15 protein-coding genes and 1 pseudogene are annotated in these 21677 nt (G+C 61.6%); 9 read left to right on the top strand and 7 right to left on the bottom strand.

Annotation, left to right across the window (positions count from 1 at the left end; genetic code table 11):
• Positions 1-353: 353 nt before the first annotated feature.
• Together FFI89_RS32890 and FFI89_RS32885 are read right to left on the bottom strand one after the other, a co-directional pair.
• A pseudogene (locus FFI89_RS32890) lies at positions 354-518 on the bottom strand (JAB domain-containing protein); the annotation flags it as partial.
• Positions 519-804: 286 nt separating this feature from the next.
• On the bottom strand, positions 805-1815 hold the full coding sequence (locus FFI89_RS32885; protein WP_138831603.1) for a helix-turn-helix domain-containing protein: 1011 nt from the start codon (positions 1813-1815) through the stop codon (positions 805-807).
• A gap of 361 nt (positions 1816-2176) precedes the next feature.
• On the opposite strand from FFI89_RS32885, the gene FFI89_RS32880 reads away from it, so the two are divergent.
• Positions 2177-4192 (top strand): hypothetical protein, encoded by a 2016-nt coding sequence (locus FFI89_RS32880; protein ID WP_138831602.1) that lies wholly within the window; start codon positions 2177-2179, stop codon positions 4190-4192.
• A gap of 154 nt (positions 4193-4346) precedes the next feature.
• Here FFI89_RS32880 and radC read toward each other — a convergent pair whose 3' ends face one another.
• The 3 genes from radC to FFI89_RS32865 form a co-directional block, all read right to left on the bottom strand.
• The gene (radC, locus tag FFI89_RS32875) at positions 4347-5060 is read right to left on the bottom strand and encodes a DNA repair protein RadC (protein ID WP_138831601.1); all 714 of its coding nucleotides are present in this window, start codon (positions 5058-5060) and stop codon (positions 4347-4349) included.
• A gap of 52 nt (positions 5061-5112) precedes the next feature.
• Positions 5113-5934: a type I methionyl aminopeptidase gene (gene map / locus FFI89_RS32870; RefSeq protein WP_138831600.1), complete on the bottom strand. Its 822-nt coding sequence runs from the start codon at positions 5932-5934 to the stop codon at positions 5113-5115.
• A gap of 140 nt (positions 5935-6074) precedes the next feature.
• Entirely contained in the window at positions 6075-7397 is a 1323-nt protein-coding gene (locus tag FFI89_RS32865; protein WP_138831599.1) for a mechanosensitive ion channel family protein, read from the bottom strand.
• Positions 7398-7633: 236 nt separating this feature from the next.
• Here FFI89_RS32865 and FFI89_RS32860 point away from each other — a divergent pair, with 236 nt between their 5' ends.
• The 4 genes from FFI89_RS32860 to FFI89_RS34645 all read left to right on the top strand — a co-directional run bounded on the left by FFI89_RS32860 (position 7634) and on the right by FFI89_RS34645 (position 13242).
• On the top strand, positions 7634-9427 hold the full coding sequence (locus tag FFI89_RS32860; protein WP_138831598.1) for a potassium/proton antiporter: 1794 nt from the start codon (positions 7634-7636) through the stop codon (positions 9425-9427).
• Between the two features lie 333 nt (positions 9428-9760).
• The gene (locus FFI89_RS32855) at positions 9761-10978 is read left to right on the top strand and encodes an MBL fold metallo-hydrolase (protein ID WP_138831597.1); all 1218 of its coding nucleotides are present in this window, start codon (positions 9761-9763) and stop codon (positions 10976-10978) included.
• 1228 nt (positions 10979-12206) lie between these two features.
• Complete coding sequence (locus FFI89_RS32845; protein ID WP_246669323.1) at positions 12207-12962, top strand: transposase; 756 nt, start codon at positions 12207-12209, stop codon at positions 12960-12962.
• 133 nt (positions 12963-13095) lie between these two features.
• A complete protein-coding gene (locus FFI89_RS34645; protein ID WP_168213125.1) occupies positions 13096-13242 on the top strand; it encodes a hypothetical protein in 147 nt (48 codons plus the stop codon).
• A gap of 148 nt (positions 13243-13390) precedes the next feature.
• On the opposite strand, the gene FFI89_RS32840 is transcribed toward FFI89_RS34645, so the two are convergent.
• Both FFI89_RS32840 and FFI89_RS32835 read right to left on the bottom strand, forming a co-directional pair.
• Positions 13391-13720, bottom strand: a complete 330-nt coding sequence (locus FFI89_RS32840; RefSeq protein WP_138831595.1) for a hypothetical protein — start codon at positions 13718-13720, stop codon at positions 13391-13393.
• A 357-nt stretch (positions 13721-14077) separates the two neighbouring features.
• A complete protein-coding gene (locus FFI89_RS32835) occupies positions 14078-15037 on the bottom strand; it encodes an IS110 family transposase (RefSeq protein WP_138831594.1) in 960 nt (319 codons plus the stop codon).
• Positions 15038-15885: 848 nt separating this feature from the next.
• Between FFI89_RS32835 and FFI89_RS32830 the strand changes: the two genes are divergently transcribed.
• The 4 genes from FFI89_RS32830 (at position 15886) to ilvD (ending at position 21674) form a co-directional block, all read left to right on the top strand.
• A complete protein-coding gene (locus tag FFI89_RS32830) occupies positions 15886-16815 on the top strand; it encodes a glycine reductase (RefSeq protein ID WP_138831593.1) in 930 nt (309 codons plus the stop codon).
• A 236-nt stretch (positions 16816-17051) separates the two neighbouring features.
• Complete coding sequence (locus tag FFI89_RS32825) at positions 17052-18245, top strand: CaiB/BaiF CoA-transferase family protein (protein ID WP_138831592.1); 1194 nt, start codon at positions 17052-17054, stop codon at positions 18243-18245.
• A gap of 53 nt (positions 18246-18298) precedes the next feature.
• Positions 18299-19609, top strand: coding sequence for an MFS transporter (locus FFI89_RS32820; RefSeq protein ID WP_138831591.1), 1311 nt, complete (start codon positions 18299-18301; stop codon positions 19607-19609).
• Positions 19610-19829: 220 nt separating this feature from the next.
• Positions 19830-21674, top strand: coding sequence for a dihydroxy-acid dehydratase (ilvD, locus tag FFI89_RS32815; protein WP_138831590.1), 1845 nt, complete (start codon positions 19830-19832; stop codon positions 21672-21674).
• Positions 21675-21677 lie beyond the last annotated feature (3 nt).

The raw sequence follows: 21677 nt of genomic DNA, 5'->3' as shown, positions 1-21677 counted from the left end.
GGAGACATTAGATTTCGGAGACATTAGATAGAGCGTATTGCCTGACGCTCTAACGTGCGCATCAGCCATCGCCGTCCAAGCGATGGGGCTTGATCGCTGCCAACAGAACACCGCAACGGTGCAAAATATCCCGAGCTAGCCGATTTTTTTTGCGACCTTCCGCCGTGCCCGAACAGTTTTTCAAGTTGCGGAATGCAAATTTTGCTGGAGGTATCAGGGTAAGGATGTGCGCTCGTCGTAAATCCGCTGCGGGGCAAGGCCACGGGCGCGAACAAGAACTGCCGCCGAGGCGCCGACACGCGACGTATCATGATCCGGTGCGATGGTGATCGCTTCTGATCTGGCGGCTCATCTTAGATCAACTTCATCCCCTTCAAGCTCGCATGCCCGCGTCTGCCGACGATGATGTGGTCGTCCACGGAGATGCCGAGCGGGGCGGCGATGTCGACGATCGCCTTGGTCATCTGGATGTCGGCCTGCGACGGCGTCGGATCGCCGCTAGGATGGTTGTGCAGGACGCGCTGGAAGCCATCTATGGTATTGAGAAACTTATACGAACTTCGCCTGCGAACAGTGACCAGGGGCGGCAATGGGGAACTGTAATTGGTGGCTGCTTGTGATCATCGCGCCAACGTCACGGTCGATCATTTTGGAGCACACCGGCCCACTCGCATTTCCGGGTCTGCTTGGGCGAGCATAACGGACATCGACGAACCCCCGTATGATGTCACAGATGTGCCTGCCAATAGGCGACGTCGCATGGCAGGGGTGATTCATCACGGTCTTTACGTTCAAAAGGTGAACTTAACTTGAGCAGTGACCCACCAAATAAGAATGGAGTGGGGATGGGTGACTGGGAAAGTCGGGGTACTCATCTGGCGGTCTGCTCAACGTCGCTGACGGCGTCTCGCCAAACAAAGTTCTATAGGCGACCGCGAAACGGCCCAACTCCCAGAAACCGTGGTCGGTGGCAATTCGCGTTACCGTCGTCGTCGAAGGAGCCGCTCGCGTGAGCGCGCGACGGACAAGGTGCATTCTCCGCAAGGTCAGGTAACGGATGGGTCCCATTCCGACATGGCCTTCGCAGGCGTTTCTAAGGGTTCGCTCCGCCGTGCCAATGGCTGCGCAAACTTCAGTCAGATACAGGGGCGTATTTGGGTTCGCTTCCAAGAACTCCTCGAAGCGAGCGATTATCACCTCGTGACGAAGTATACGCCTGTTCCTTGTCGAGATGATGCCGTCAGTCAAACATCGGACCAACTGGTGGGTCAATTGCTGCTCAAGTGCCCGAACAACTTCTCGAATCTCGAAACGCTCGGGCTTGGTCCTGGCAAGGTCCGCGACCATCTTATGCAGATTCAGGAATTGCTCCATGAGGGTAGGATTGGGTCTGACATACCTTTTGCCACTCTCGGCATCGAACTCACAACCGGCTATCGCTTTACACGCCGCAACAAGCTCCTCTGGTCGAAGAGAGACTGCTCCGAAGCGGAAGTGCCCTGTCGTTCTTGAGTGTTGAACTTCGTAGTCGTCGGCGCACATTTCACCAAACGATAAAAGCCTGCCGCGGTTGTAGATCTCTGGCTGACGTTCCGTAGGAAAGGTGATTACCTTGCGGCCGGAGTTGATTGCTCCTTTGTGGACGCGTGGCAACTCTTCGCTAAAGCGCTGCATCCACAATTCGTTCATGACCACTTGAGTCAATTCGGCGCGGAACTGTCCCTTCACCGTGGGAAAAATCTCCCAGTCTCCAGCCCGGATCGCGGACTGATAGTGGAACGGATCGTCGAAGGCGATGAATCTACTCCAAGCCACGTTCCAATCTCCGCGAGACGTTGCCGGGTACACGCTCCGCGTGTGCGAACATACGCCCTATCCTCGTGAACAACATCGACAAAGACTATGCAAATTCGGCAGCAATCTAAAAGTCCTCCTGACCCGGCATCAGCTGGACTCGCCGGGGGTGACCTTAAAGGTCCGGAGTTTGACACCTGAGGCGACGTTCCAGGCCGTTTTCGCATAGTCGGAGGTTGCCGAGAAGCATTATTGAGCACGACACCGGCAAACACCAACAACGAGTTGGAATATGCGCATGAACAGACGTACATGGCTCGGTTCATTAGCTTCGCTCAGCGCCGGTGACCGTATTGAGCAACTTTGAAAAGGAGAGTCTCCGGTGATCAAGTTTGCCAAAGCACCATTGGTTATGACGATCCTGACGGTCGCACTCGCATATGCCTGCGGCACGGCTGCGGCTGCGGTGCGCGTCGCGGGCCGGGTCCAGGCCGGCGGTGGACCGTTCGCAAGTTCCACCGTCACCCTGTGGGCTGCCAGTGCAGGCGAACCCAAGCAGTTGGCTCAGACAAAATCGGGCCGTGACGGCCGATTTGAGCTTCGAACCGGCGAGACGCCCGGCAAGGATGTAGTCCTGTACGTGGTTGCAAAGGGTGGCGCGGCTATTAAAACTGGCGGTAGCGACAGTCCGGCGACCACATTACTGACAGTGCTGGGCAACAAACCTCCCGCCGAGGTCGTCATCAACGAGATGACCACCGTCGCGTCGGCATTCACTGTCGCCCAATTTATCAAGGGAGATTCGATCTCTGGAAATCCGCTCGGTCTGCGGATCGCCGCTGGAAACGCTCCAAACCTGGTTGATCCGACGACCGGCGGATGGGGCAAGGTGCTCCTTGATCCGCTCAACAGTACGCAAACCACGACACTTGCAAGCCTGAACACTCTAGGCTCGCTGATTACGGCGTTTGCGTCCGCGAGCAATGATGATTGGCGAGCCCGCTTCCTCAAGGCCGCCACTACCAGCAGCGGCGCGACGCCGAAGACTACGCTCGAAGCGATGGTAAGCATCGCCCGCGAGCCTTGGGCGCAGCCAAAGGAACTCTACGCGTTGTTCGATGAAGCCTACCCGCAGCCGAAGGACGGCTCCCGGCGTAAGGCACCGTTCGTGCCGTACCTGGCCTACGTCCCCGATGACTTCGCCCTCTCGCTTTGCTTCGCCGGCGGCGGCGTTTACTCGGCCGGTCGCCTCATGTTCGATGCCGAGGGCAATCTTTGGAGCGGACAAAACTGGATGGCCGGTTCGCAGTCCGGCGTCAATCAAAGCATCGGTGGCGGCGTCGTCAAACTCTCGCCTAACGGAACCGCGCTCTCGCCGCCGATCACGGGCTTCACCGGGATGGGCATTGATGGAGTCGGTTGGGGCACGGCGGTAACGCGGGACAAGGTCTGGACCACGAGTTTCAACGGGAAGATTCTCGTGATGGATTTCAATGGTCGTCCCGTTGGCAAAGAGAGCGACTTTCCTTTCAAAGAGAAATTCCTTGGCTTGATGGGCATCGGTGTCGCCGCGAACGGCGATGTCTGGATTGCCGACGGATCTGACAATCAGTTGCTGCACTTTCCCGGCGGACGGGTGAAGGACGGCAGGATTGTAAAAGTCGCCGGTCTGAAGTCTCCCTTCGACATCATCGTCGATGCCCAAAACCGGGTTTGGGTCAGCAACTCCCAGTCGGACACTGTCGTGCGGTTTCCTGCCGATGATCCGTCGAAGGCGGAGTCATTCCGCGCCGGGATCGGTGTTCGTGCCCTTGCGCTCGACTCGAAGGGGAACGCATGGGTTGCGAGTAACATGTCGCTCGACTTTCCCCCGCCCGTCATTCCCGACGGCGCGTCGATCATGGAGCAGTTCAAAATCGCCGCGGGGCACATGCTCAAGGTCCTTGAGACCAACCCCAATATGGTCACTGGCGTGGTCAATATGATCCGCCCCGATGGGTCCCAACCTGCTCCGACCGGCTTCACCGGTAACAAGGCGGTCAGCGTGCCGTGGGGCTTGAATATCGACGGCAACGACGACGTCTGGATTGGCAATTTCTGGGGCCGTGGGGTGGTGCTGATGGCCGGAGACAATACCAAGGGTCATCCCGCAGGCACGAAGACTGGCGATGCCATCCACGTTTTCAAAGGCGGCAGCATCCAGATGCTGACTGACGTATCGATCGACCCGGCGGGCAACGTTTGGGCGGCGAACAACTGGAACGACCTCAACGGTGCCGCCGCGCCCGACCCTCTTCGCCCCACTTCGACATGGGGTGGAGGCTCGGGCATCACCGTCATCTACGGAGTGGCGGCGCCGGTGAAGCCGCCGCGCATGGGAATGGTCCAAAGGTATTGAACGAGTTGAGTTGAACACCTCTGACAGAATTCGAAGCCCCGGCATCGTCCGGGGCTTTGCGCACCAGTAGATTGCGACGTTGGGCGATGTCCGCTTCGGGGTCAAACTCGGCCATTGGGTGGGGTCTGTAACAGGGAGCAGCTTCCCCAGAGCGTCATATCAGTTTCATCCCCTTCAAACTCGCATGCCCGTTTTTACCGACGATGATGTGATCGTGCACGGAAATGCCGAGCGGGGAGGCGATATCGATGATCGCCCTGGTCATCTGGATGTCGGCCTGCGACGGCGTCGGATCGCCGCTAGGATGGTTGTGCACCAGGATCAGCGCGGTCGCGGATAATTCCAGCGCGCGCTTGATCACCTCGCGCGGATAGACCGGCGTGTGGTCGACGGTACCGGTCTGCTGCACCTCGTCCGCTATCAGTTGATTGCGCTTGTCGAGGAACAGCAGGCGAAACTGCTCCCTGTCGGCGAACGCCATGCCGGTTCTGATATAGTCGATCACGTCGTTCCAGGAGGACAGCGCGATGCTGCGCTTGACCTCGCCTTTCGCGACCCGCACCGCAGCCGCGGCAAGCAACTTGATCTGGTTGATCGAGGCCTCGCCGATTCCTTCGACTTCGCGCAGTCGCGCCACCGGCGCATGAATGACTTCGGCGAACGAGCCGAACCGCTTCAGCAGCGCCTTTGCCAGCGGCTTGGTATCGCGCCGGGGCAGGGCCGGAAACAGCGCCATTTCCAGCAATTCGTAATCGCTGAGCGCCTCCGGCCCGGCGCCGTAGAAGCGCTCGCGTAGCCGTTCCCGATGGCCGTGATAATGCGGCGTCTCGGTCGGTTGATCGGGCTTGTCATCGGACTTCGCGGGCATCGGCAGGGAGCATGCCGTGCCGGCCAGCTTTTGCAATCACGAATTGCGGGCTCTAGGCCGCCAGCGGCTTCTCGCTGTGGCGTTGCGACAGCGTAAAGATCTCGACGCCGGTGGCGGTCACGCCGACCGAATGTTCGAACTGCGCCGACAGCGAGCGGTCGCGGGTGACGGCGGTCCAGCCGTCGGACAGGATCTTCACATGCGGCTTGCCGAGATTGATCATCGGCTCGATGGTGAAGAACATGCCGGGCTTCAGTGCGACGCCCTCGCCGGGGCGGCCGATATGGATGATGTTCGGCTCGTCGTGGAACATGCGCCCGAGGCCATGGCCGCAGAAATCGCGCACCACGCTCATGCCCTGCGGTTCGACAAAACTCTGGATGGCGTGGCCGATGTCGCCGGTGGTGGCGCCGGGCTTTACGGCGGCGATGCCGCGCATCATCGCCTCATAGGTGACTTCGATCAGCCGTTCCGCCTTGCGGGCGATCGGCCCGATCACGTACATGCGGCTGGAATCGCCGTACCAGCCGTCGACGATGAAGGTGACGTCGACATTGACGACGTCGCCCTCTTTCAGCGCGCGGTCGCCCGGCATGCCGTGGCAGACCACGTGATTGATCGAGGTGCAGGTCGAATAGCGATAGCCGCGATACATCAGCGTCGCCGGATAGGCGCCGTGGCTGAAGGCGAAATTGCGGACGAACTCGTCGATCTCCGAGGTCGGGACGCCGGCCTTGACGAGGTCGGTGAGTTCGTCGAGGCATTTGGCGACCAGCGCGCCGGCCTTGCGCATGCCGGCAAAGGCGCCCGGTCCATGCAGCTTGATCTGGCCGGTCTTTCGCAAGGAGGTGTCAGTCGCTTCGATGTAGCTCATGGGCGGGTCATGCTTCGGAGGGTCAAGGGCAGCGTAATGGGCTGATTTGCTGCCTAATTTAATGATCGGAACGGTCAGCGCAAGCCAAGGTTGGGGCTTTTGAAGCCTACAAAACGACTTGCATCAAAAGGGCCTTGCATCTAGCCGGAAGCTTCAACCACGGTCTCGACCGGCAAGGCGCCGCCGCGGACCCGGATTTCCCGCACCGGGTAGGGCACCCGGATGCCCTCGCGCTTGAACGCGTCCCACAGTGCCAGCATCACGTCGCTCTTCACATGGTCCATGCCGTCGGGGTCGGCGATCCAGAAGGTCAGGGAAAACTTCATCCCGGCCTCGGCGAACTCGGTCAGGATGCAGTTCGGCGGCTTGTTCTTGATGGCGCGTGGGGCGGCTGCGGCGATGTCGATCGCCAGCTTGCAGACCAGCCGCGGGTCGGCGTCGTAATTGGCGCTGAACAGCACCTTCACCAGCGTGTTCTTGTCGGTATAGGTCCAGTTGACCACCTTTTGCGTCACCAGATCCTCGTTCGGGATCAGGAACTCGCGACCGTCGCCGGCGGCGACCGAGATATAGCGCGTCTTCATCGCGCTGATGCGGCCCTGGCTGTCGCCGATGGTGACGAGGTCGCCGGGCTTCACCGATTTGTCGACCAGCAGGATCAGGCCCGAGATGAAATTGGCGACGATCTTCTGCAGGCCGAAGCCGATGCCGACGCCGGCCGCGCCGGTGAAGACCGCCAGCGCCGACAGGTTGATGCCGACCGCGCTGACCGCGACCGCCACCGCGAAGACCATCAGCCCCATCCGGATCATCTTGATCAGCAGCACCTGGATCGACGGCGTCAGGTCGGTCGAGCGGTTGATCCGGCTCTCGGCAAAGTTGCTGGCAATGTTGGTCAGCCACAGCGCCACGATCAGGAGGGCGCCGAGCTTGATCAGCACCAGCGGCGTCAGCCGCAGCCCGCCGAGCACGATCGACACCTGGTCCGCGTCCAGCAACTCGATGGTCGGCCCGAGCTGGCCGAGGATGCTCAAGGCCGCGATCAGCCAGGCTGAAATCGACACCACACGGACGATGAAGGCGTTGCGGATGACGGAGGTAATGAGTCGGATCGCCAGCCAGGCCAGCGCCAGCTTGGCGGCGATGGCGAGCAGGTAACTGCGGCTCGGCCAGGTCGAATGATACATCGTGATGCGCGCCGCGATCACCAGGATCGCGAAGATGACGGTGGACGCGCTGCCGACCAGCACGCGGGCGAACCGCCGCAATGGCAGCGGCCAGCTCATGGCCACCGAAGACATGTCGACACGCGCGCGTATCGCGGCATCCGCCGCGTAGGCAATGCCGAAGGCGGCCAGGATCAGGCCGAACTGCAGATAGAACCAGGGCGAGGTAACCTCCGCGCCCAGCGATCGCGCGGTCGCGTGCAGAAACTCGATGACGTCCTTGAGGTCCATATCCATTCGCAAAATCTCTTTTCGGCCTCAGCGGGCGAACGTGATTCGAAGTTCGGCGAGAATCCCATAAGCATGGCGCCGGCGCCATCGATACGACATGCCGGCAATGTGAGTTAGGCCATTAAAATCGGGCACTTTGCCGCTCCCGCGAGAAATGGGTTGGCGTCGAAGTGTGGCAACGATAAGGATGCAAGTGCAAGTATTTGCAATGATTTGTGAGACCCGAAGGGCTGTAAGAATTCATGGCGTCGCTGGACTCGGTCAGCATAGCGGTCTTTCTCGGCGCGATTCTGGTGATGGCCGGAATCCTGTCGAGCCTGCTCGCGCTGCGGTTCGGCGCGCCGCTGCTGCTGGTATTTCTGCTGATCGGCATGCTGGCGGGCGATTCCGGCCCCGGCCACCTGCAGTTCGACGACGTCCGCACCACCTATCTGGTGGGATCGGTGGCGCTGGCGTTGATCCTGTTCGATGGCGGCCTGAAAACCCGGTTTCAGAGCATCCGCACCGTGCTGGCGCCCTCGGTGGTGCTGGCGACGATCGGCGTGCTCCTGACCGCGCTGATCACGGCGCCGGTCGCCAAATATGTGCTCGATCTCAACTGGACCGAAGCCTCGCTGGTCGGCGCGGTGGTCGCTTCCACCGATGCCGCGGCGGTGTTCCTGCTGGTGCATACCCAGGGCTTGCGGCTGCGTCCCCGCGTCGGCGCGACGCTGGAGGCCGAATCCGGCACCAACGATCCGTTCGCCATCTTCCTGACCCTGATGCTGGTCGAATACATTTCGAGCGGCGAAAGCTCGCTCGCGCATATTGCGCTGGAATTTGCCCGCGAAGCCTTGCTGGGCGCGGTCATGGGGGTGATCGGCGGACGGCTGGTCGTGCTGGCGCTCAATCGGGTGGCGCTGCCGCAGGGATTGCATGCGCCCTTTGTCACGACGGCGGCGCTGGTGATTTTCGGCGCGGCGCAGATCGGGCATGCGTCGGGCTTTCTCGCGGTCTATCTCGCCGGGATCATCATCGGCAACCGGCCGACGCGGGCGCATAATTCGGTGGTGACGTTCCTCGATGCCGCGACCTGGCTGGCGCAGATCGTGATGTTCGTTCTGCTCGGGCTGCTGGTGTCGCCGCATCGCCTGCTGAGCAGCGCCGGCGCCGCGGTCATCGTCGCGTTCGCGCTGATGCTGGTTGCCCGTCCGGTCGCGGTTTTCCTGTGCCTCGCGCCGTTCAAGTTCAACTGGCGGGAGAAAGTCTTCATCGCCTGGACCGGCCTGCGCGGGGCGGTCGCGATCTTCCTGGCCTCGATCCCGATGCTGGTGGGGTTGTCGAAAGCCTATCTCTATTTCGACGTCGCCTTTGTCGTCGTCATCATCTCGCTGTTGCTGCAGGGCTGGACGCTGGCGCCGGCGGCGCGGCGCCTGCACGTGGCGCTGCCGCGCGCCGAGCGCGGGCCGCGGCGTGTCGAACTGGATCTGCCGGGCCAGCTCGAGCAGCAACTGGTCGGCTATCCGGTGCGGGCAAAAAGCCTGTATTTCCGGCGCGGTCTGATTCCGTCCTGGTCGAAGCCGACGCTGGTGATCCGTGACCAGCGGATTCTGACGCCGACCGAGGCTGATCCGGTCGCGGCCGGCGACTACCTTTACCTGCTGGCGCCGCCGGAAAAGGCCGGGGCGCTGGATCGCTTCTTTGTCGACATGGCCCCGAGCGCGGCGCCCGATCCGCATCTGCTCGGCGATTTCGTGGTCCTGGGCGATCACACGCTCGGCGAACTGGCCGAGATCTACGGTGTCGCTGTCCCCGATGACCAGGCGAAGCTGACGCTGGCGGACTATTTCGACATTCATCTCGATTATGCACCGAAGGAAGGCGCCGAGCTCGTGCTTGATCCCATCGTGCTGGTGGCGCGCAGCATCGGCGGCGGCCGCGTCAACGTCGTCGGCCTCCGCCTGCCCGAGGATGAGGAAGAGACCGTGCCCCTGACGCGTGCGCAGGCCTTCAGGCGCAAGCTGGCGGAGATATGGTCGTCGGTGGCGGGGGTTTAGGGCGTGACCTCATGGAGGAGGCTGCGCAACTGCGCCGTCACAGCGATCAGCGTGTCTCATTAAAGCGGGCAGTCAGTGCACCCAATTAGGCCGTGCCCCCATAAATCTCCCCGGCGGACGGCCTGTCAGGTCCGGCAGTTGCTAGCGGACATGTGGGCACAGCGGCGGCGGGTCTCTTTGGTACAGAAACGCCGATTTGACCGTCGGCTGGCTCACCTCTCCGTTCAAACCAAATGGGTTGAGATCGGCCTCGCCGGCCATTGCCACCTGACCGGCTCTCTGATCCACTGAATTCGCGAGAGCCACTTCTTGTGAAGCTGCCTAGGGGGGCAAATGAGCAACCTGATCGGAAACGCCGCTCGACAAGCGCTTACGCGTCGTGGCTTCATCGCGGGAAGCGCCGTGAGCCTAATTGCGCCCATGATGAACTCCGCCGTCGCGGGCGACCGCAGCATCGATACACGAATTCAGGTTGCACAATTATCGGGAGATGCCGGCAATTCGTGGACCAAGCTCATCCTGCTGGGCACTTCAGGCGGTCCTTCCTGGTGGCTGAATTCGGACCAATGCGGAATTTCGTCGCTCGTGGCAGTTGGTGACGCTTACTATCTCGTGGACTGCGGCGAGGGCGTCGGGAAACGCCTTCGACAAGCGATATCGCCAGCGAGCATCCGTGTTATGAACGACGACGTGAGAGCGCTCTTCCTGACCCACCTCCATTCCGATCATACAGTCGACTATGCGAATCTGTTGTTGTTCGGATTGTTCCAGGGACTCGACCGCCGATCCTCCCCCTTTAAGGTCTTTGGCCCGGGGCGGCGAGGCCAGATGGCGCCTGTTTTTTCACCGCCCGGCGCTCCGATTCCGACTGTGCCAATCATCAATCCCGAAAACCCGACGCCCGGCACCAAGGATATGACGGGCTATCTCTATCAGGCTTTCGCGACGGATTTGAATGACCGAATGCGCGACAACGGGAAACCGAATCTCGAAGCGGTAGTCGATGTGCACGACATCGATATTCCGCCAATTGCCGGTTTCAAATCGCCCAATGAAACTCCTTCTCCCCCGATGGAGCCGTTCAAATTCTTCGAAGACGATCGCGTTCGCGTTTCCGCAACCCTGGTGGAACACGCCCCGGTCTGGCCTGCATTCGCCTATCGCTTCGACACTGATGATGGGTCAATCGTATTCTCCGGCGATACGGCGCGGAGTGAGAATTTGATCAAGCTCGCAAAAGGCGCAGACGTTCTCGTTCACGAGGTCATTGTGACGAGTGAGATCCTCCGTCGTTTCCCGAAGCCGCGTTCGGCCGCCGATGAGGGCCTGTTAGCACATCTGCTAAGCGCCCATACGCCGGTCGAAGAGGTTGGAGCAATAGCTGAAGCGGCAGGCGTCAAAAAACTTGTCCTCAGCCACATAGTGCCCGGCAACGCTACACGCGAACAATTGCTACCTGCAGGCAAAGGCTTCTCTGGCGAACTCGTGATTGGCCGAGACCTGATGCAGATCGGTGTCGGCCAGGCGGCGGCGTCACCCCGCAAGGGTTGAAATCGAGATTAAGAGATTACTGTGCACTCTATAAATATCCTCGATAAATATCCTCGCCCGGTCCCTTCTATAAGTTCGGTCTGCGATAAGGCGCGCACAGGCACGACCAATCAATTAAGTGCTGTCACCGTAATCAAAAAGTTCAGGCGCAAGCTGGCGGAGATTTGGTCTTCGGTCGCTGGGGTTTAAGGCGCGAGCCTCGCAGCGAAACGACGCGGTGTCCTGTAGCTGACATCGCAACGGCCTCAGGTTGGCGGTCAATGTCTTCTTGTCGACGGCGCGTCGTCGGCAGATATCTTTGCGATCCTCAGTGGCCTAATTTGGAAATCCCGGCTAGGTTGTGCCGTGCATTCGTTGGGATGGCATGTCTGTCCCGGATCCGGGAGGACGTCGTCATGAGATTGTCGTCAACCTTTGTTGCGCCCTTAGCCGTCGCTATCTTGTCAACTGCGTTGCTGGGCGGCCTGAGCGACACGGCCGTGTCGCAAACCGCAACAGGCTCTGTCGCAACGCTTCCCAGCATCACGGTCGTCGCGCCGAAGCAATCGGCGAGGCCACATAGGCAGGCGGCAAACACAGGTGCGTCTCGCCAAACTCTGCCAGCTACTCAGCCAGCCCCTCAAAAGCCCGTTCAACCACTCACGCAAACACCACCGCCTGCGCCAAATTCAACAATGGCGAAGCTTGCCGAGCTTGAGAGAACCACCAGTAATTGCACCGATGGTTGCCAAACAAGCTTCAAGTACGGCAACGCCCCCTGGAATGGATGCTCCGGGTCTGCCGACATTTTCTCGCCCACGTGCAGAAACGTGCGCAACTTCAAAACCTACTATGAGTGCAGGGACCACGGACTTTTTGTGGGCTGGAGAAACAATGAAATCTGGTGGTATTGTAGCAGCCTGGCTGCCGGCCAAAAATATGAGGTCGCCGAACTCAAGCGACCAGGACGGCGGTAACAGGGATTACGGTGACCGCGCACTAAATGTCCTCGCCCGCTCCCTTCTATAAGTTCGCTCTGCGCGATAAGGCGCGCACAGGCAGGATCAATAAACTAAGTGCACTGAAGATCATCTAGCCGGCCTTCGCGACCAAGAAGGCGGTGGAGCTAAGGTGAATTCGCAATCAACGAATCACTTTTGGCGACGAGGAGGCGAAGATGATGTATAGCGGAATTGATCTGCATTCGAACAACAGCGTCGTCGCGATTATCGACGATGCTGATCGGGTTGTGGCGCAGAAGCGCCTGCCCAACGACATCGCGAAGATCGTAGGCTTTCTGGCTCGATGGCAAGACGAATTGGCCGGCGTGGTGGTCGAGTCGACCTACAACTGGTATTGGCTGGTCGACGGTTTGCGGGATGCGGACTTCCACGTGCATCTCGCCAACACGGCGGCGATCAAGCAGTACGAAGGACTGAAGCACAGCGGCGATGAGACCGATGCGCAGCACCTTGCGCACCTGCTGCGATTGGGAATCCTGCCGACGGGTACGATCCTGCCGAGGGAGCATCGCGTCGTGCGCGATCTGGCGCGCAAGCGCATGCAGCTGGTGCAGTCATGCACGGCACATGTCCTGGCGGTGGAAAACATCATGGCCAGGCAGCTCGGTGGGCGGATGACCAGCAATCAGATCAAGCGGCTGACCGACGATACGATCGACAGCCTGCCACTGGCGGCGGATGTAGGCTTGGCAATCAAGGCCAACGTTGCCGTCATCGCGACACTGCAGTCACAGGTCGAGGTTCTGGAGAAGCGCCTACAAGAACGCGTCAAGCCCCGACCGCAATACGGCTTGTTAACTAGCGTGCCGGGCATCGGCCAGACGCTCGCCACCGTCATTCTTCTGGAAACCGGTCCGATCGATCGGTTTGCCGACGTCAGCAACTTTGCGTCCTATGCGCGCTGTGTCGCCGTAATTCCGGCATGCGCCGATAGCGGACCAAATTCCGCATCTTCGGGCGACCATTTTGACGAGGGGGGTTAAGTGCAGTCACCCTAGTTCCGGTCGACCGGGCTCGATCGGTCTTGCAGCACGTTGACGGCTGCGCCCACTATGTTCATCATCCTTGGATGCGCGGCCGCCCACTACGTAGTGAGCTAACCCGGGAGTGGTAGTCATGACAGAGAACCTCGTCGCCGGACTTGTCGTGGTTGCTTTGATGATCATGGGCTTGCTTGCCTTCGCCCAGAAACATGAAGGGTGCTTGCACGGGCACTCGCTCAATACCCATAAGCCCTGCGGCTCAGTCAGCGCTAGCTCGTAGGCTGGGCTGAGCTCCATCAACTCCGCAATCTGCGCGTTGTGCTCTTATCGAAGCGATGGGTTTCGAGGGCTCAACCCATCGCTGTCAACGTAATTCCGGCAATCTGCCGCCGGGATCAGGGGACGCAAAGCGGTGCAACGGATGGTGGCTAGGGACAAGGATAGGTCTTTTTCAGAAGAAGAAGCAGCGGAATGACGATGAGCGTGTCGTCTGGCATCTTCGTCTGCTTCTCGGCCCAGTCCGTCATCAAATGAGCCGCCTCCTCGTGGCTGACAAGTCCGCCCTCTTTGCAGAACAGTTTGGTGGGGGCTGCCATGTTGTAGGCCGTTAGTGCGTCGATCGCGCCCGCCAGATAGACTTCATTGAGGATGCGGATCCTGTCGTTTTCCGGTTGTAGATAATTTTTCAGTCTCAGGCTCTGCGCATTTGCCCCAAAAGACAGAAGCACTCCCAATACAATCACTGCGATGCGGACCATTGGTTGGCCTCCCGATTCCGGTCTTCGTCGGGGACTGTTTCGCGTCCCGCGCAAGCGCAAATTTCCTGCAAGGATGCGACAAAATAACCCGTCGGGCAAATCACCTAAAAGTCTGTCCAGCCCTCCGCGCAAAAATATTCCATTTGCGTCGTCGGGCAAATCAGGTGTTCAACTCCCGCCATCCTGTCCCACCCGAGCAACCATGCTGAGAAGTAGCCCGGCGATCGGGCGGCCTCAAGGCTGGCGCTGACGCGCCCCCGCCTTCGGCGGCTACGGCCTTGACCCCGCCCGCTCGTCGGTCTGTTGGCTTTCCATGCGCACGGTCGGAGACCGAGCGCAGTAAGTGCGCTCGCGCAGTCAACCCGTGGCGTGACGGCCGGGATTCCATTTCTGGCGGCGTGCGAGCATCGTGTTGAGAATGATGATCAGCTTGCGCATGCAGGCGACGAGCGCAACCTTGGGCTCCTTTCCCTTGGCAAGCAGACGCTGATAGAAGGCCTTGAGCACCGGATTACACTGCGTAGCTGCGCCGAGACAGGGCATGTAGAATGCGTTTCGCACCCAGCGGCGCCCGCCCTTGATGTAGCGCTCGCCGCGCCGCTTGCCGCTATCATCGTCGTAAGGGGCAACGCCGATCAGGGCGGCGGCGACCTCGTCGCTGACCTGTCCGAGCTCGGGCATTCCTGCAATGAGGATCGCGGACGTCACGTGCGCGAGGCCCGGAACACTCTCGATGATCTCGGCACGCTCGGCAAACTCCGGTGTGGCCTTGACCTTGGCAGAGATTGCGGCCTCGAGCTTGTCCATTTCGGCGGCGAGGTTCTTCAAGACACGCGCATAAGCCTTCCGGGCCGGTTCTGGGGCCGCATGCTCGTCCTGAGCCTGCAGGCGGATCTTGACGTCGACCAGGGCCGTGCGCGCTTTCGCCAGCGCCGCGAGTTCCTCACGCGCGGCATCAGGGGTCTGGCCCGGCGCCTGGCTGAACGTCTCGGCAAACCAGGCGATCATCTCCGCGTCGATCGGATCGTTCTTCGCCAAGCGTCCGGCCGACTGCGCAAAGCTGCGGACCCGCCTGGGATCGACGATCCGCACCTCGATGCCGGCTTTGTGCAGCACGTTGCGCCATTCCAGCTCGTAGCCGCCGCTTGCCTCCATCACCGCCTTGCCCACTTGGTATCTTCTCAGCCAGGCAACCAGCTTGCGATGACCTTGTGCGGTGTTCGGGAACGTTTGCCGCAACGTGAATCTGCGAATGCAGGCATCCACCTTGTCTTTGGCCACGTCAATACCGACGACAACGAGGTCGTTTTGTGCCATCTTCTACTCCCTTCCTTGCTCGGTTCGGGCTCGAAGCCCTTGCAACTATTCGGGTTGAGGAAGACCACCGGAGCTGTCCCTTGCTCTGATCTCAGGCTCTGCCGCCTTTGGGGCGTCACGGGCTCAGTTCCAGCGACGGGCGGTTTTGCGAGAACCGCCCGTTCGCACATTCTGGCAGATTTCGCGGACACAAGGGGCGTCGGCCATCGTCGCAAACGAGGGGCAGGGAGCGGTGGACGCGAAGGCTGCGACTGACGAGCGTGGCAATTGCGTACGGTGAAGTCGTGTGGACCTGATGCCGCGACGCTGGCATCAAGCTTTCGAAACCATCCGAAAGCGACGGTGACAACAAAGCCCGTTCGCCGGGGTGAGCACGAAGTAAGCCGTAAAGCCATTGCGCAGGGAAAGTCGGAGTGCCTCCGCTGAACCTGTATGCTCGTGTGCGCGTTCTTATGCATCTATTGCACGCGAGACCGCGGGTACAGCGTGTACCCGGCTTTCCCTGCGCCCTCTGATTTTGGGGAGGGCAAGGATTTCCAGCAAAACTCCGGGCGCATCTCGCCGCGAGACCGCGAAGTCGTATTTGTGAAGTCGTATTTGTAACGAGCTTCGTAGCCCGGATGAGCGTAGCGACATCCGGGACCACTCTGACACCGCCCCGGATATCGCTGCGCTCATCCGGGCTACAAGCAATGACGGGATTCCGGTTCGATGCTGCGCACAGCCCCGGAATGACGCTGCGGAGGGCCGGGTTGCTATTTCCGCTGTTGAGCAAACCGCGGACTATCACTAGCTTAGCCAAGAGGCCGCCCGGCGGCCCCACGGTGGAAACGCAGGAGAGACAGCAAATGTCCGGCCCCCTCGACGACCAGCTCGGCTTCGCGCCCGATTACGATGCTCCGGTTCCCTATATGCAGCGGACCCGCGACTATTACACCGCGATCGGCTACACCACGCCCTATCGCTGGGCGCACTATATCGATGCGCCGTTCCAGCCGCTGAGGAAGCCGCTGGCGCAGTCGCGCGTCACCATCATCACCACGGCGGCGCAATATGATCCCACCAAGGGCGATCAGGGCCCGGGTGCTGCCTATAACGGCGGCGCCAAATTCTACCAGGTCTATGACGGCGATACGTCGAAGCCGCACGATCTGCGCATCTCGCATATCGGTTACGACCGCAAGCACACGTCAGCGACCGACAGCGGCACCTGGTTTCCGCTGCCGCAGCTTCTGAAGGCGAAAGAAGCGGGGCGGATCGGCGAGGTGGCGCCGCGCTTTTTCGGCGCGCCGACCAACCGCAGCCATCGCGTCACCATCGATGTCGACGCGCCGGAAATCCTCGCGCGCTGCCTCGCCGACAACGTCGACGTCGCCGTGATCGTGCCGAACTGCCCGGTCTGTCACCAGACTTCTGCGCTGGTGGCGCGTCATCTCGAAGCCAACGGCATTGCCACGGTGGTGATGGGCTGCGCCAAGGATATCATCGAGCACGCCGCGGTGCCGCGCTTCCTGTTCAACGATTTCCCGCTCGGCAACTCCGCCGGCAAGCCTGATGACGTCGAGTCGCAGGCGCTGACGCTCGAGCTGGCGCTGGGCCTGCTGGAGTCCGCGTCCGGCGCGCGCACTACGATGCAGTCGCCGCTGCGCTGGAGCGAGGATGCCTCGTGGAAGCTCGACTACAACAACGTCGCGCAGATGAGTCCGGAAGAACTGGCGCGGCGCCGGGCCGAGTTCGACAAGCAGAAAGAGATTGCGCGCGGCAACCGGGCGGCGTGAGGCGGCGGCTCTCTGCCTTCTCCCATCGAAGTCGGATTTATCCGACTTCGACATATTCGTATGCCCAACTCGGGTATACCCGAGTTGGGACGGGAGAAGGTGGCGCGAAGCGCCGGATAAGGGGTATCTCACCGCGCACTCGGTGTTCGCGGAGAAATACCCCTCACCCGTCTTCGCTTCGCGAAGCCACCCTCTCCCACAAGGGGAGAGGGGAAGAAGAAAATCAGGAGGACAGCGTGACCCGACCGTTCGAAGGCGTGAAGATTCTCGACTTCACGCAGGTGCTGGCCGGCCCCTATGCGAGCTACCAGCTTGCGCTGCTCGGGGCCGACGTCATCAAGGTGGAGCGGCGCGAGGGCGAGGACATGCGCCGCACGCCCTTGAGCCGCGAATGGGCCGAGCGTGGCCTCGCGCCGGGGTGGCAGGCGATCAACGGCAACAAGCGCAGCCTGACGCTCGACCTGCAGAAGGAAGAGGCGATCACCATCGTCAAGCAGCTCGCCGCGCAGGCCGACGTGGTGATGGAGAATTTCCGCCCCGGCGTGATGGACAAGCTCGGCATCGGCTACAAAGACCTTTCGGCGATCAATCCGCGGCTGATCTATTGCGCGATCTCGGGCTTCGGCCAGACCGGCCCGGAACGATTGGGCGCCGGCTATGACGGCAAGATCCAGGCCTTGTCGGGGATCATGTCGATCACCGGCCACGAGGCGACCGGGCCGACCCGCGCCGGCTTTGCGGTCTGCGACGTGCTGTCGGGCGCGACGGCTGCGTTCGGCGTATCGAGCGCGCTGTTCCAGCGCACCCATACCGGCAAGGGGCAGTTGGTCGATGTCTCCATGCTGGAGGCGACGCTGGCGTTTCTCTCCGGGCAGGTCGCGGACTACTCGGTCGCCGGCCATCGCCAGCAACTCTCCGGCAACCAGGCCGTGAGCCGCCGGCCGACCGCCAACCTGTTCAAGGCGGGTGACGGCTATCTGCTGCTCGCGGTCAACAGCGAGAAGCAGTATCGCGGCTTGATGACCGCGCTCGGCCGTGCCGATGCGCTGGAAGACCCGCGCTTTGTCGACTGGTTCGCCCGCCAGGAAAACGAGCCGGCGCTGCGGGCCATCATCGAGGAAGCGCTTGCGAAGAAAGACCCGCGCGAGTGGGAGAAGATCCTGGATGCCGCGGGCGCTCCCTGCGCCAGCATCTGGAAGGTCGAGGAAGTGATCGATCACCCGCAAATCGCCGCGCGCGGCGCCATCCAGGAGATCGATACACCCTACGGCCGGTTGCGGTTCGCCGGCAGCGGTTTTCAGCTTGCCCATGGCGGCGGCCGGCTCGAGCGCATGGCGCCCGCGCTCAGCGCCCACACCGAGGAGGTGCTGGCCTCGCTCGGCTATGACAAGAGCGCGATCGCGGACCTGCGCGCGCGTGAAATTGTCTAGATGGCAGGCAAAAATCACGCTACGGGTCGCCGCTTGCTGCGGAGACACGCGCCATGACGGCGATCGACCGTGTCGAAACGATATCGGCGGACGTCGCCGTCGTGCCCACGGCCCTGTCGCGCCAGGCCCGGCGGAAAATCATTCTCTACCTCGGCATCCTGATCGTCCTGCTGGCCTTCGGCAGTCCCGCCGGAGGTCTGATCGATATTCCCATCAGCTTCCTGTTGAAGAACAAGCTGCATCTGCAGGCCCATGAGGTCGCCGGCTTCCGGCTGATGTCAGCGATCCCGCTCTACCTCGCTTTCGCCTTCGGCTTCCTCCGCGACATCTGGAATCCGTTCGGGATGCGGGACCGCGGATTCATGCTGCTGTTCGGCGGCATCAGCGCGCTGCTCTATGTGTTTTTCGCCTTCAGCCCGATCAGCTACCTGACGCTGCTGGTCGCGGTGATCGTTCTCACCGTCTCGTTCCTGTTCGTCTCCAGCGCCCAGAACGGATTGACGGCCGTGATCGGCCAGCAGCATGCGATGACCGGGCAGATCAGCGCGGCGTGGAACGTGTTCCTGTCGATCCCGACCTTCGCGGCCTTGCTTGCCGGCGGCGCGCTGAGCGGGCTGCTCGAAGAGATAGGCTCCGATCAGGCCGTCCGTATCCTGTTTCTGGTGGGCGCTGCGATCATGTTCACCGTCGCCGCTTATGCGCTGTGGCGGCCGGGCGACGTGTTCGACAATGTCCGCATCGAACACGGCGACGAGCGGCATCCGATCGCTGATCTCAAGAGGCTGGTGCGGCACTGGCCGATCTATCCGGCGATGCTGATCTGGCTGTTGTGGAATTTTGCGCCGGGCTCGGTGACGCCGCTGCAGTATCACCTGCAGAACGCCCTGCACGCTTCGGACGCGCAATGGGGCCAATGGAATGCGATCTTCGCTGCCTCCTTCATTCCGACCTTCATCATCTACGGAATTCTGTGCCGGAAGTTTGCGCTGAAGACGCTGCTGGTGTGGGGAACCGTGATCGCCGTCCCGCAGATGGTGCCATTGCTGTTGATTCACTCGGTGACGGGTGCCTTGATCGCTGCGGTGCCGATCGGGCTGATGGGCGGCATTGCCACCGGCGCCTACCTGGATCTGATCATGCGCTCATGCCCCAGGGGGTTGCAGGGCACGACGCTGATGCTGGCCAGCAGCCTCTATTTCGTGGTCTCGCGGTTTGGCGATCTGCTCGGCACCCACCTCTATGATCATTTCGGCAGCTTCGACGTCTGCGTCATCGCCATCACCGTCGTCTATGCGCTGATGCTTCCGGCCATCCTGCTGGTTCCCAAGGGCCTGATCGCGACCGCCGATGCGCAAATTGCCTGAACTTCCCGCTTACCCCTAAGGTGACCATTGGACGCCGGAGCCCCGGCTTGAACCCGCAACTCCCGACCTGTATCACCCCTCAATGGGCCCGCCTTTTCAGGGCCTTGTCCCGCCGGGGTGCGCGCATAGCGCCCCTGCGCCGGGGCGCGTTTAACCGATCGAATTCACCGTCTAAAAGACGTTCGCGCCCGCGAATTTACCGCTTCCAAGAGGACACGCCATGCCCGCCTACCGCTCCCGAACCACGACCCACGGCCGCAACATGGCGGGCGCCCGCGGCCTCTGGCGTGCCACCGGCATGAAGAACGAGGATTTCGGCAAGCCGATCATTGCCGTGGTCAATTCGTTCACCCAGTTCGTGCCCGGCCACGTCCATCTCAAGGACCTCGGCCAGCTCGTCGCGCGCGAGATCGAGACCGCCGGCGGCGTCGCCAAGGAATTCAACACCATCGCGGTGGATGACGGCATCGCCATGGGCCATGACGGCATGCTCTACAGCCTGCCGTCGCGCGAGATCATCGCCGACAGCGTCGAGTACATGGTCAACGCGCATTGCGCGGATGCGATGGTGTGCATCTCCAACTGCGACAAGATCACCCCCGGCATGCTGATGGCGGCGCTGCGGCTCAACATCCCGACCGTGTTCGTCTCGGGCGGGCCGATGGAATCCGGCAAGGTCAACCTCAAGGGCAAGATCCGGGCAGTCGATCTGATCGACGCCATGGTTGCGGCGGCCGACCCCAACGTCAGTGACGCCGACGTCGAGACCATCGAGCGCTCGGCCTGTCCGACCTGCGGCTCGTGCTCCGGCATGTTCACGGCCAATTCCATGAACTGCCTCACCGAGGCGCTGGGGCTTGCTTTGCCCGGCAACGGCTCGGTGCTGGCGACGCATGCCGACCGCAGGGGTCTGTTCGTCGAGGCCGGTCACCTGATCGTCGATCTGGCGCGCCGCTATTACGAGCAGAACGATGAAACCGCGCTGCCGCGGGCCATCGCCAGCTTCAAGGCGTTCGAGAACGCCATGACGCTCGATATCGCCATGGGCGGATCGACCAACACGGTGCTGCATCTGCTGGCGGCGGCCTACGAAGGCGAGGTGCCGTTCACGATGCAGGATATCGACCGGCTGTCGCGCCGGGTGCCGGTGCTGTGCAAGGTGGCGCCGTCGGTGGCCGACGTGCATCTGGAAGACGTGCATCGCGCCGGCGGCGTGATGGCGATCCTCGGCGAACTCGATCGCGCAGGTCTGCTCAATCGCGGTCTGCCGATGGTTCACGCCAAGTCGCTGGAAGACGCGCTGGCCCGCTGGGACGTCAAGCAGACCAAGAGCGAAAGCGTCCGCAAATTCTTCATGGCCGCACCCGGCAACGTGCCGACGCAGGTGGCCTTCAGCCAGGAGCGCCGGTTCGAGGAACTCGACACCGACCGCGAGACCGGCTGCATCCGCGACCTCGCACATGCCTATTCCAAGGATGGCGGCCTCGCGGTGCTGTCGGGCAATATCGCCCTCGACGGCTGCATCGTGAAGACCGCCGGCGTCGACGAGAGCATCTTGAAGTTCGAGGGCCCGGCGCGGATCTTCGAAAGCCAGGACGCCGCGGTCGAAGCCATCCTGGGCAACAAGATCAAGCCGGGCGACGTCGTCGTGGTCCGCTATGAAGGCCCGCGCGGCGGTCCCGGCATGCAGGAGATGCTGTATCCGACCAGCTATCTCAAATCGAAGGGCCTCGGCAAAGTCTGCGCGCTCGTCACCGACGGCCGCTTCTCCGGCGGCTCATCGGGACTGTCGATCGGGCATCTCTCGCCGGAAGCCGCCGAAGGCGGCTTGATCGGCCTCGTCGAGGACGGCGATCTCATCAAGATCGATATCCCCGCGCGTTCGATCAGCCTCATGGTCGACGACGCCACCTTGGCGAAGCGGCGCGAAGCCATGCTGGCCCGCGGCGCGGATGCCTGGAAGCCCGCCAAGAAGCGCAGCCGCAAGATCACGATGGCGCTGAAGGCCTACGCAGCGCTGACCACGAGCGCCGCCCGCGGCGCAGTGCGGGTCGTCCCGGAATAGGCG

Origin of the sequence: Bradyrhizobium sp. KBS0727 (assembly GCF_005937885.2) — a bacterium.
GTDB lineage: Bacteria > Pseudomonadota > Alphaproteobacteria > Rhizobiales > Xanthobacteraceae > Bradyrhizobium.
The sequence above is the reverse complement of the archived record's forward strand: the minus strand, read 5'-3'. Positions and strand labels throughout refer to the sequence as shown.

Coding starts and splice junctions, on each gene's coding strand:
- radC (WP_138831601.1), bottom strand. CDS start 5,060: ATGCCCGCGAAGTCCGATGACAAGCCCGATCAACCGACCGAGACGCCG.
- map (WP_138831600.1), bottom strand. CDS start 5,934: ATGAGCTACATCGAAGCGACTGACACCTCCTTGCGAAAGACCGGCCAG.
- FFI89_RS32865 (WP_138831599.1), bottom strand. CDS start 7,397: ATGGATATGGACCTCAAGGACGTCATCGAGTTTCTGCACGCGACCGCG.
- FFI89_RS32860 (WP_138831598.1), top strand. CDS start 7,634: ATGGCGTCGCTGGACTCGGTCAGCATAGCGGTCTTTCTCGGCGCGATT.
- FFI89_RS32855 (WP_138831597.1), top strand. CDS start 9,761: ATGAGCAACCTGATCGGAAACGCCGCTCGACAAGCGCTTACGCGTCGT.
- FFI89_RS34645 (WP_168213125.1), top strand. CDS start 13,096: ATGACAGAGAACCTCGTCGCCGGACTTGTCGTGGTTGCTTTGATGATC.
- FFI89_RS32840 (WP_138831595.1), bottom strand. CDS start 13,720: ATGGTCCGCATCGCAGTGATTGTATTGGGAGTGCTTCTGTCTTTTGGG.
- FFI89_RS32835 (WP_138831594.1), bottom strand. CDS start 15,037: ATGGCACAAAACGACCTCGTTGTCGTCGGTATTGACGTGGCCAAAGAC.
- FFI89_RS32830 (WP_138831593.1), top strand. CDS start 15,886: ATGTCCGGCCCCCTCGACGACCAGCTCGGCTTCGCGCCCGATTACGAT.
- FFI89_RS32820 (WP_138831591.1), top strand. CDS start 18,299: ATGACGGCGATCGACCGTGTCGAAACGATATCGGCGGACGTCGCCGTC.
- ilvD (WP_138831590.1), top strand. CDS start 19,830: ATGCCCGCCTACCGCTCCCGAACCACGACCCACGGCCGCAACATGGCG.